The organism is Acinetobacter sp. CIP 51.11 (assembly GCF_000369665.1).
Classification (GTDB): domain Bacteria; phylum Pseudomonadota; class Gammaproteobacteria; order Pseudomonadales; family Moraxellaceae; genus Acinetobacter; species Acinetobacter lwoffii_S.
Genome location: NZ_KB850129.1, coordinates 1,639,960 through 1,651,432 on the forward strand (window position 1 = coordinate 1,639,960; position 11,473 = coordinate 1,651,432).

13 protein-coding genes are annotated in these 11,473 nt (G+C 43.3%); 2 read left to right on the forward strand and 11 right to left on the reverse strand.

Annotation, left to right across the window (positions count from 1 at the left end; genetic code table 11):
* Window positions 1–78 precede the first annotated feature (78 nt).
* The 4 genes from F894_RS11585 to F894_RS11600 form a co-directional block, all read right to left on the reverse strand.
* Window positions 79–417 (reverse strand): FKBP-type peptidyl-prolyl cis-trans isomerase, encoded by a 339-nt coding sequence (locus tag F894_RS11585; RefSeq protein ID WP_004280661.1) that lies wholly within the window; start codon window positions 415–417, stop codon window positions 79–81.
* A gap of 85 nt (window positions 418–502) precedes the next feature.
* Window positions 503–1,126, reverse strand: a complete 624-nt coding sequence (locus F894_RS11590) for an MgtC/SapB family protein (RefSeq protein WP_005247801.1) — start codon at window positions 1,124–1,126, stop codon at window positions 503–505.
* Between the two features lie 85 nt (window positions 1,127–1,211).
* On the reverse strand, window positions 1,212–1,742 hold the full coding sequence (locus tag F894_RS11595) for a YaeQ family protein (RefSeq protein ID WP_026056583.1): 531 nt from the start codon (window positions 1,740–1,742) through the stop codon (window positions 1,212–1,214).
* Between the two features lie 101 nt (window positions 1,743–1,843).
* Entirely contained in the window at window positions 1,844–2,851 is a 1,008-nt protein-coding gene (locus tag F894_RS11600; protein WP_005247803.1) for a CobW family GTP-binding protein, read from the reverse strand.
* Window positions 2,852–3,242: 391 nt separating this feature from the next.
* On the opposite strand from F894_RS11600, the gene F894_RS11605 reads away from it, so the two are divergent.
* Together F894_RS11605 and F894_RS11610 are read left to right on the forward strand one after the other, a co-directional pair.
* Complete coding sequence (locus F894_RS11605; RefSeq protein WP_005247805.1) at window positions 3,243–3,476, forward strand: hypothetical protein; 234 nt, start codon at window positions 3,243–3,245, stop codon at window positions 3,474–3,476.
* A 353-nt stretch (window positions 3,477–3,829) separates the two neighbouring features.
* Window positions 3,830–5,434, forward strand: coding sequence for a bifunctional 3-(3-hydroxy-phenyl)propionate/3-hydroxycinnamic acid hydroxylase (locus F894_RS11610; RefSeq protein WP_005247807.1), 1,605 nt, complete (start codon window positions 3,830–3,832; stop codon window positions 5,432–5,434).
* An 82-nt stretch (window positions 5,435–5,516) separates the two neighbouring features.
* Here F894_RS11610 and F894_RS11615 read toward each other — a convergent pair whose 3' ends face one another.
* The 7 genes from F894_RS11615 to F894_RS11640 form a co-directional block, all read right to left on the reverse strand.
* Entirely contained in the window at window positions 5,517–6,131 is a 615-nt protein-coding gene (locus tag F894_RS11615; protein ID WP_005247809.1) for a glutathione S-transferase family protein, read from the reverse strand.
* 131 nt (window positions 6,132–6,262) lie between these two features.
* Window positions 6,263–7,156 carry a LysR substrate-binding domain-containing protein gene (locus F894_RS11620; protein ID WP_005247812.1) on the reverse strand — a complete coding sequence of 298 codons (894 nt, stop codon included), beginning with the start codon at window positions 7,154–7,156 and terminating at the stop codon, window positions 6,263–6,265.
* Between the two features lies 1 nt (window position 7,157).
* Window positions 7,158–8,357, reverse strand: coding sequence for an MFS transporter (locus F894_RS11625; RefSeq protein WP_005247813.1), 1,200 nt, complete (start codon window positions 8,355–8,357; stop codon window positions 7,158–7,160).
* A 40-nt stretch (window positions 8,358–8,397) separates the two neighbouring features.
* A complete protein-coding gene (locus F894_RS11630; RefSeq protein ID WP_005247815.1) occupies window positions 8,398–8,961 on the reverse strand; it encodes a TetR/AcrR family transcriptional regulator in 564 nt (187 codons plus the stop codon).
* A gap of 150 nt (window positions 8,962–9,111) precedes the next feature.
* Window positions 9,112–9,633, reverse strand: coding sequence for an acyl-CoA thioesterase (locus F894_RS11635; protein ID WP_004280680.1), 522 nt, complete (start codon window positions 9,631–9,633; stop codon window positions 9,112–9,114).
* Window positions 9,634–9,920: 287 nt separating this feature from the next.
* Window positions 9,921–10,097 (reverse strand): hypothetical protein, encoded by a 177-nt coding sequence (locus tag F894_RS15175; protein WP_004731959.1) that lies wholly within the window; start codon window positions 10,095–10,097, stop codon window positions 9,921–9,923.
* Window positions 10,098–10,444: 347 nt separating this feature from the next.
* A complete protein-coding gene (locus tag F894_RS11640; protein ID WP_005247818.1) occupies window positions 10,445–11,449 on the reverse strand; it encodes a patatin-like phospholipase family protein in 1,005 nt (334 codons plus the stop codon).
* Window positions 11,450–11,473 lie beyond the last annotated feature (24 nt).

The window sequence follows — 11,473 nt, forward strand, 5'->3', positions numbered from 1 at the left end:
ATTTTGAAGCGACTGCACCGGAACCAGCGTAGATCTTTAAATAAAAAATATAATTTATATTCAGCTAGTTAAATGATTTTAATCACGTGTTTTTACATCAAACAGTTCAATTTCAAAAATCAGGTTGGAATTGGCTGGAATGACTTTACCCATTTTACGTTCGCCATAGGCCAAATGTGCAGGCACCATCAGTTTACGCTTGCCACCAACTTTCATTCCCAGAATCCCCTGATCCCAACCTTTGATTACACGGCCTGTGCCAATGACGGTTTCAAAATAATTACCACGGTCAATAGAGGAATCAAACTTGGTTCCATCTTCCAGCCAGCCAGTATAGTGCGTGGTAATTAGGGCACCTTTCACCGCTTCCTTGCCTTCGCCTACTTTTAAATCAATAATTTCAAGTTCGTTGATCATGGTTATTTACCTGAGAGGAGCATAAAATTCAAAGCTCAGTATAAACCGGATTGCTCTGTTTTTTTAAACCTTGGCCATTGATGGGTTAAAAGCTGAGTTCCTGAATATTCTTATCATTGAGTAAATCCTGGGTTAATTCTTGATGATTCTTGGCTGAGCCCATCAGGATCCAGCGTCCGACAATCTGTTGGTCAATTTTTTTTTGTGAGGAATGCACCACTTTTAACTGATAACGTTTGAATAGCATTTCGTAGTGATTGGAATCATTTTGATCGAATGGGCAGACGATTTCATAGCTGCGTTCCTGATTCAGAGATTCGATACCGCGCTGGACATACATCAATAAAACCAGCACCGCCATGACAATAAAAGTAGCCCAAATACTTAAGAGTTCATAGCCTGCACCGACCGCCATGCCGAGTGCGGCTGTCATCCAGATCGTGGTTGCGGTGGTAATTCCAGAAATACGGTTATCATCTTTCAGGATAACACCGGCACCCAGAAAACCCAGTCCAGTCAAGACATTAGCGGCCAGCCGGTCAGGATTGGCCACGCCTATTTTCAGAGAGATAATGGTAAATAAACAGGAACTCAGACTGACCATAATCATGGTACGCAGTCCGGCAGATTTACTGTGATACTCACGCTCTGCACCAATAATTGCGCCGATCGCGACAGCCAGCAGTAAATCATAAAGTTCATGGTACATGGTGCAGCCCTGCGTATTCTTATCCCTCAGATATACGCAATTTGAGCTACAGGATACAAGTCCAGACTTGCATCCTTATTTGGCCTTATTGTAACTGTTCCCACTCCACCAGCACCTGGCCCTGATCACCGATCAAGGTCCATTCACCATCCATTACATTGAGCTGTAACTGCATGGTGCGTTCGCATAATTGTGGCAATGCATCGGTAGTTGCAGTAGATAACTTCCACACTTCCACATTTTTTAAGGTTTTTAATTTGCTGCTGCGCTTATACCATTCATCCACTGCAGAACCATAGGTGACGACTGCGACCTGCTTGCAACGCGCACTGGCCTTTTTGACTTTATCTTCGTCCGGGCTACCGACTTCAATCCATTTGACCAGTTGACCGGTCAGATCCTTTTCCCAGAGTGCCGGTTCATCGGTTTCAAACAGATCCTTGGTAAATTCCAGTGCTTCATCGGCATAGCGTGCATAGGCCAGAATACGCACCATCAAGCGTTCAATGGTTTCTGAAGGATGCAGCGCCATCGTCAGCTGATAGTCTGCATAACGATGCGTATCCATGTCCGCAATATTCAAATCAACCTTATAAATCGTCGCTTTTAACGCCATCACATAATCCTCAAATTTGGCGCCTAGCATATAAGATTTAGCGCTATTTTGCTGAACAGATTTAGGCCAGTAATTCATTCAGCGTACTAGAAATAGTGCCGTTATTTTTCTGGATCGATACGACATTGCATCAGGGCAGTTTCAAATGCCAGCCAATCACGTGACTGTTGATAAATCACTTCCACCCGGTTATCAATGCCTTCATCTGCCGACTGATAATTAAACTGCTCCGGATTAAAATTAAAGCTTTTCCAGCCTTGGTCGGTATGAAAAATCCCCTTGATTCTGAGCCAGTCTTTTTGTTCACAGAGTAGATCCAGCAGATCATAAAAATTAAATTGCCAGCGTTTTGGAAATTTCCAGCCTGCAACCTGATAACCCTGCGCGCTTTCTACATAATGATAAGGCATCTGCTGAATCACTACGGGCGTATCCGCTGAACGGGTGATCTGTTGCTGTTTTAACAAAGGCTGAATCTGACGGGCAGAACCCCGATATTCCTGCTTGATCTGTTCAATATCGAGTTGTCCATGCTCGGTGAACAGCCACTGTTGGGCATAAGGTTGATATTCTGCCTGAAGCTGCGTGAGCGCTGCGCGATCTGCGGCTGTCATCAAGTCAGTATGTGAAATCACCACAATATGCGCTGCCTTGAGCTGGTCTGCATACAGGTTTTGCTGGGTCCAGTCCCGGCCATGCAAACGCGAACCATCTACCACAGTGACTAAAGCCTTCATGTTTAAATGGCTGTGCCAGTGCGGTTCGGTCAGCTGTTCCAGTAATTGTCCCGGGTGCCCCAGCCCAGTAGGTTCGATAAACAGACGATCCGGTTTCACCTCTGACAGCAGCCGTGACAAGGCGATCTGCATGGGTAACTGGCTACTACAACATAGACAACCACCCAACAGCTCTTTGACCGCATAACCCTGATCTTGCGGCAATAACTGCTGGTCTACCCCAATCTGGCCGAATTCATTCATTAGCACAGCCCAGATTTCCTGTTCCGGTTTTTGCTGTAATAAATGTTTGAGTAGTGTGGTTTTACCTGCACCCAAAAATCCGGAAATGATATGGACAGGAATAGCCTGCGACGCTGACAGAATTTTCAAAATCGACTCTCAAGAGATTGAATAGAAATAGCAATACTCTGCATTATAAAGCACAGTGTGACTTTAAAATGCGTGTTCTTCGCAAACACGGCGTGAAAATCACAGAGATAAAAATTAATGGAATGATCCCAAATTACCAATTTTCTATGTTAACTTTTATTTCAAATTGGATTCTTGAAATATTCACACACACTTTCATTAAATAAAACTCCGCATAATTAACAGAAATAAAACAACTTTCTCAGTTTTGTATCTGCTGGGTTATTCCCTGCGTGTCGCTTTTGTTAATTGATTTGCTCAGTAAAATTTCAGTGCTTAGGATGGGCATCTGTCGAATTGATGTGATGGTCAGCTCGGCAGATTACATGACATGAATAAAAGGATGCCAAAAATGAAATATGCACAAATCTTACTTGCTACTACGCTTACTGCTGCTGCAGCCACCAGTTTTGCTGACAGTAAAACCACAGATGCGAAAACCACCACTGCAGAAGAAAAAGTGATTGTGACTACTCAGGAATTACCTGAATCAAATGCTCCAGTTGCAAGCGCATCTGCAGAGCAGCCTGCTGCCTCTGAAGCTGCTGCAGAAAGCACGCCCCCTGCAAAACCCACTGCACGTTAAGTGATTGAACGACTCGTTTAATCCTTCAATGAAGATATCAGGGACAGTAATTCTCCAGTAGGCTTTGTCCTATACTGCCCCCGATATTATTCTATGCTGAATCATGCTTGATGCTGGTTCAGCATTTTTATTGCATAAAATCTATTTATCACCATAGTCAAAACTGATCATAGAATTAATACAGGCTATCAAATTTTTATTATTTTTATAATTAAAATCAATTATTTATTTAAAAACCACCTATTTCAATCCAATATTATCCATATACTTAAGCTACTATCGCCTAACTTGTTTCTGGCTTCTAACTGTCCCTTAATAGCATCAAATGCAAGTCGATTGAGTGGACATTCGCTATGAGCAATACTAATTACACTACTGAAGTGGCAATCCTTGGCGCCGGCCCTGTAGGCTTAACCATTGCCAACTATCTGAGCAAGCAAGGCGTAGCTGTCACGATTGTCGAGCAACTGGATAGTTTGATTGATTACCCACGTGCGATTGGAATCGATGATGAATCCTTACGTACCATTCAATCTTTGGGTTTAGTCGATCAAGTCTTACCGCATACCACTCCGAATCATGCGATGCGCTTCTTGACGCCTAAAGGTCGCTGTTTTGCAGATATTCAGCCTTTAACACGTGAGTTTGGTTTCTCGCGCCGTAATGCCTTTATTCAGCCACAAGTTGATAACGTCCTACTGCAAGGCTTAAAGCAATATAAAAACACCCAAGTGCTGTTTTCTCGTCAATTGACCCAGTTTAGTCAAGATGCTGACGGCGTAACACTCAATCTGCAAAATAAAGAGGGCGATGCAGAAACCATCCGCGCTCAATATCTGATTGCCTGTGATGGCGGTAATTCATATGTGCGCCGCAACCTAGGCATTGCCTTTGAAGGTGAAACCGCACCGAATCAATGGATCGTGATTGACCTTGAGAATGATCCGCTTGCTACACCACATATTTACTTATGTTGTGATCCGGTTCGTCCTTATGTATCAGCCGCATTGCCACATGGTATTCGCCGTTTTGAATTTATGGTTATGCCGGGTGAAACGCAGGAAGAACTGAGCAAACCGGAAAATATTGCCAAACTTCTTTCTAAGGTTTTACCAAGCACAGATGGTATCGAAGTGATCCGTCAGCGTGTCTATACCCATAATGCTCGTATTGCCGACAAGTTCCGTGTCGACCGTATTTTACTTGCCGGTGATGCAGCGCACATTATGCCGGTATGGCAAGGTCAGGGTTATAACAGCGGTATGCGTGATGCCTTTAACTTGGCCTGGAAAATGGCGCTGGTTGTTCAAGGCAAAGCTGGCCCAGCACTTTTAGATTCGTATCAGATCGAACGTAAAGACCATGCCAAGGCGATGATTGACCTGTCGGTGATGGCAGGTCACGTACTGGCACCACCGAAAAAATGGCAAGGTTTTGTTCGTGATGGTATTGCCTATGCCCTGAACTACATCAAGCCGATCAAACAGTACCTGCTGGAAATGCGTTTCAAGCCAATGCCGAAATATCATGACGGCGCACTTTTGAGTAACGGAGCCAAGAACTCTCCAGTCGGTAAGATGTTTATCCAGCCTCAAGTTCAACTGGCTTCGGGTGAAACCGTATTACTGGATGAAGTGATCGGCAATGATTTTGCGATTATTGCCTGGGGTGTTGATCCGAAATGGGGTCTTAGTTCGGAGACGTTGCAACAGTGGAAATCGCTCGGCGTGAAATTCATCCAGGTAATTCCTGCGGTGCAATTGCAAAATAACCAGCGCAAAGAGTATGAAGATGTCATCACTATTGGTGATATCGGCACAGATATCCGCTCGTGGTTTGGCAACACGTCTGATTCAGTTGTGATCTTGCGTCCTGACCGTTTCGTAGCTGCCCTGGCCATTCCTCAATCGATGGAAAGCACCAGCCAGCAACTGTTTAAAAAGCTTTACCTGAAATAATATTAGAGTCACTTTTCACCACGCTTCGGCGTGGTTTTTTTTACTGTTTTTAGATATCTCGGACAATATATAGACCGAGGAATTAGACTCGGTATTCCTGAAACCAGGGGATATCTTTCAGGGAATCACGAGAGGCCATCTGCTGCAGGAAGGGCCTGAACTCATCAAATGGCGGTAAAATTTTCGCAGAGATCGTGAAGATCAAACAGTAAGCCACATATAGGTCCGCAGCCGAGACTTTTTCACCCAACAGATAAGGATTGGCCTGCTCGATGCCCTGTTTCATAAAATCAAATACGGCTGCTTCATTCCCAAAACTTAAACTTCTCCGGTTCTTTTCAATATTTTCTGGCGACACCTGTAAATTTTTTATATCGATATATTCGGTAAAGGGTCCATGACAGAAAAACATCCATTTCAAATACGCCCCACGCTTCGGATCATCCAAAGCAGGTGCCAATCCTTTGTCAGAATACTTATCTGCCAGATAGATAAAAATGGCGGCCATTTCTGAAATGACGATCTCCTGATCTACCAGACAGGGAACTTTTCCCATCGGATTGATCCGTGTATACGCCTGCTGATGCATATGCTCATAGGCAACTTCCACCTGCTCAATCTGATCTTCAATCTGCAATTCTTTCAGCAAAGGCAACAAGGTCAAGCCACGTGATTGTGGGTTGTTATAGAGCTTCATCATCCTGCTTCAACCGGTTTTTATTGTTAGAGGTTCAGTATAAAGTGATTTGCAGTCCCGATTTAAAAGGATGTGCTACAGATCATTTCTGTCGCACAGCTTTTTAGATGGGCAGATTGAAGGTTTAAATATTAAAAAAGATCCACACAAAACTTTTCTTTTAATACTTTCAAAATCAGATCAATCACCACATGTTTTTGATCCTTGCGATAATTGGCATACAGTCCAATCATCGGTAACGGTTCTAGGGTCTTTTTCACCACAATATTATCGCCGAGCAATGGAATCACATAGGCTGGCACCAGACTCCAGCCCACGCCCATTCCCACCAGATTGACATTGAGCAGAATATTGGTGGAATACTGCACCACATTCACTTTTAATTTGGACTGTTTAAAAAAATCCTGAATCAGCTTATGCAGTTGCGGTGAGGACTGCTCATCACTAATCACAAAGTCCTGATTTTCAAAACTCTTGATACTGACATAGGACAAGGCCGCAGCCGGGGAATCTTTCGGCACGATCAGGGTTAGAGGCTCATCAAAAATGCGGATCGAATCAAACTCACTCAACTGCCCTGGATATCGGGTAAAGGCAATGTCAATCTGTCCATTTCTTAAAGCACTAAACTGTTCTGCATCGGTCAGACTGTGAAACTGTGCTTTCAGTTCAGGAAAATGCGCGCGGATATTCGGCATGATATAAGGAAAGACTTTCATTTCCGCGACCGGGACAAAACCGATATTCAGCTGGTCCTGCTGTGCATTGGCGATCTGTCTGGCAGTCTGAATGGCGCGCTCTGCATGCTCAAGACTCAGCAAAGCTTCTTTTAAAAACGCCTGCCCAGCTTCAGTTAGCCCGACCTTACGGTTATTTCGCTCCAGCAACTGTACGCCAACCTCACGTTCCAGATCCTTGATTTGCTGGCTCAGTGATGGCTGTACCGTATTTAATTTTTCCGCGGCACGGGTAAAGTTCAGTTCCTGCGCCACTGTAACGAAATAACGTAAATGTCTTAATTCCATTTTATAACTCCAAACTTGCCGGGCGCTTATTTTGCTTTTTGGCAACATACTGACGATAAACCAATATCGTCACAATGACGAGCACAGCACTCAAAACATAGGTGGTTTCAAAGCCCCAATAGGCAATCAATACTCCCATGGCTACGGAACCAATCGCTAAACCCAGATCAAACAGGGTAAAGAAAGTTGAAATTGCATGTCCCATACGCTGCTTGTCGACCGACTGAATGGCCAAGGTCTGCAAACATGGGAACAGTGAACCATAACCGATGCCGATAAACACCGCCGACAACCATAATATCCATTGATTGGAAATCAGGCTGACAATCACCAGACCAATGGCAAAGAAAATAAATGAAGGATAAATAACCGCACTGGGTCCCTTACGATCATAAATTTTCCCGACCCAAGGTCTGACCAGCAACATGGACGCTGCAAAGACAATAAAGAATACGCTGGTATAGGGTAAAAGCTGCTTGGTTTCACTAAATGCAGTAATAAAACTCATGATGCCCGAGTAGGCAAAAGCGGTTAGCAACGCCACGAAACTTACCGCCAGAACTTTGACTTCCAGAATATCCTGCAAGCTCAAGCTGGTTTTCTCTGTGCTTATGGCTTCAGGTTTTGGTAACTCTGTGATTTTGAGCATCCAGCAGAAGATTAATCCCAAAGAAATGATAATGGCAAGAATGCCAAATAAGACCTTAAAGCTGGTGAACTGAATTACGGTCAATGCCAGCAAGGGCCCAAAAACCACACCCAGATTGGTCGACATGACGAAATAGCCCATGCCCTCACCTTTGCGCTGTTCAGGAATAAATTCATTGGCGACGGGTACTGCCACCGTAGTCAAAATGCTGAACCAGATGCCATGTAAAAAACGCACCAGCAACAGTGACCACATGCTATCCACCAGCAAATAACTAAAGGCAAATAAGGCAAAAATCACGCCTGCACCGCGCATCGAGATTTTCTTGCCGAGCTTTTCGATGATCATGCCGGAAAATGGCCGGATCGCAATCGAAGAGGCCAAAAATAGCGTCAGCGCCAGACCCGCTTCTTTTACCGAACCGCCCAGATCTTTCATGATGTAAATCGGCAAGATGGTCAGTAAGGCAAAATAATAAACAAACAGGAAAAAATTATTGAATAAGCACAAGATAAATGAGCGATTCCATAACCGCTCAACGCTAACGGACATAATCACCAACTTTTAAAATTTGTAGGGAAATAGCACAAACTCAGGCTTGAACAGTGACCGGATGCAAGGCCAACTCGACCAGATTCTGGATATAGTGTTCATCTGGAATCCGGTTGAAAAAAATGATCTGGTAATGAATCGGGCCGTATAAGGTATCCAGCATTAAATCAAAAGGATAATCCGAGCGAATTTCTCCCCGTTCAATCGCTTGCTGAATCAGTTGATGGGTCTGTTGCCGACGTGGCAAGAGATATTGCTGAAAGAACTCACCTGCCAGTTCGCGGTGATTGGCAATCACTACCAGCAAAGCCCGACCGACCGGATGATTCAGCGCTTGAGATAAAGAACCGAGTTGTTGAATGAGATTGCTTTTCAGGCTTTTAGAGGTATCCAGCTCAAATACCGAAGCTGTATGCTGTTTGAAAGTGTACAGCACCAGTTCCGATTTATGTTTCCACCATCGATAAATCGTGGACTTGCCAACACCGGCACGTGCCGCTACATCTTCAATCGTCAGCTGATGATATTCACATTCTGCCAGCGCATCTGCGACCGCCTGTAAAATGCACTGCTGTCGTCGGGAACTTTTTTCGTCACTGCTCATATTTTTCTACTTAACTTTTAAGATCTAAAAATCGAAACGATACGTATCGTTTTATATTAGGGTAAAAAATAACAAAGCTCCAGTGAAAAACTGAAATTGATGCAAAAAAAAGACCTTCATATGAAGGTCTTTTCTCAATCACGATTTAACTTAACTCTGTGCAGTCTTTTTATAAATGCTGCATGAAGGATGATGATTTTCTTGCAAACGCGCGACTTTACGCTGTTCTGCTGCTTCAAAACGGCAACGTTTCCAGTCATTGTCCAGGTTCAAAGCTGGAATCTGTTTTGGTTTACCATTTTCATCCACCGCGACCATGGTGAAATAACAGCTATTGGTATGACGTACCGTTCTCTTTTGAATATTCTGGGCTTCTACCCGAATCCCGATTTCCATCGAGGTACGGCCAACATGGTTCACACTGGCCAGAAATGTAACCAGTTCACCGACGTGAATCGGCTCTTTAAAATTCACCTTGTCTACAGATAAGGTCACGACATAACTACCCGAATAGCGACTTGCACACGCATACGCCACCTGATCCAATAATTTCAGAATGGTTCCACCATGAACATTTCCTGAAAAATTTGCCATATCTGGCGTCATGAGAACTGACATCGTTAACTCTGACTGGTCATCCGACACTGCTGCAATTTGATCTAAAGGGGCCATCGTTTTCTTTGAACTCTTTGAATGACAAGGTTATCGTTTATTATTATAGCGTTTTTAGCATGAATAAAATGTTCAATTCGGCAAATGAAGCATCACAATTATTGATATAGAAAATGTATTCATACAGAAAAAAATATATTTAATTGCTTAAAATCTCAGTTAGAAAGTTAAGTGCCAATAAATCAACACTTATTTATCTGGGGTTGATCACACAGCAACTGAGAATTTTTCACTGTTTTAAGCTCTGAACAAAAATAATTCAGGAAAATAAAAAGGCTCTGTGTGATTTAAAGCATCACTGGCCTGAGCATTTCCTGCGCCACGTTCTGATAACTTAAAATTTGTTGACCATCCAAGGTCGTTTCAACGGTAAAAGAACCATCCTGATGGGTCGCGGTCACTGTAAAAATATAGTGTTCGAATTGTGCCAGTTTGACCTGCTGTCCAATTTTAATATGCATCATGATGTCTAAATCTGTGTAGTGATCTTTTCAAACTGCATTCTGTCATGAACACAGATGCTTTTGAATATTTGATCAACTTAAGTATACGAATAATAATATTAAAATTTTAATTTAGGACGAATAAGGCTTATTATTTAAAACAATATACTTATAATTCAATTTGTTATATTTAAAATTAATTTTATCTTTTGCGATAATTCTGATTGACTGATACACATAGGCAATTATCTTATCTTTTATAACAATCAGTTAAGCGTCATAGCCGATGATCTTTCATTCTCTTGATTGGATATCCTTATACCGCAGTCCTACGATATAGGAATAAACAGAAAATTCAAAAAAAAGATTTATTGAGCTTGATGTTCATGTACCACAAACTGTGGAATCCGATGTCCTTGAGCATAATCATGTTTTTGGTAGGCTTGTGAAATTTCCATCAACTTTAACTGGGTCGCCTCGGCACCAGCCTGCATGGTGAGTTCCCTGCCACGGACATCAAAGATATGACCTTTTTCGCGTAAGTCCGGCTGAATCACCACATCTGCATGCTTTAATTCTTCATGTGCCAGATGTTGCTGCATAATATTGATGTTCTGGTTAAATAGCCCCCAGACATTGCTGGTTTCGGTATGAATAGGTTGTGCCAGAATATCCACCGCAATTACAATGTCGGCCCCTAGCTCACGTGCCACATCAACCGGCACCGGACTGACCAGACCACCATCTACATATTCTTTACCTTGAATGATGGTCGGAATGAACATACTCGGAATCGAGACTGAAGCACGTACCGCCTGTCCGGTATTGCCATGGTTAAAGACGACTTTCTTGCCTTCTTTCAGCGCGGTTGCTACCACAAACATCGGGATTTTCATGGCTTCAAGCGGGGTTTGATCGACTTGCAAGTTGACATAGTCCTCAACTTTCTTGCCATCAAAAAAACCTTTTCTGGCCAGCTTGATATCACGGACATCATTCGGTCGCATGTTGAGAGCAATATTGCGCAGTTCAATCGCCGGTTTGCCACTTGCATAAATGGATCCCACAATACTGCCCGCACTGGTTCCGACAATAAAATCTGGTTGAATACCCGCCTGTTCCAGTACTTCCAACGCACCAATATGCGCATAGCCACGAGCACCGCCACTGCCCAGAACTAAAGCAACTACCGGACGTTGCTGGGTTTGCTTGATCTTTTGAAAATCAATTTGATTCGGACGTGCCTGAGCTTCTCCGCGTTGTGCAGCAGGTTGTAGATGACTGGTCGCCGCTTGGGCTGTCATGGGGGTCGTTTGGCAAGCACTTAGGCCAAATGTACCCAGTATCACCATACTCAACACATATTTCTGCATGCAGAGAATGTCCTCATTAATCTA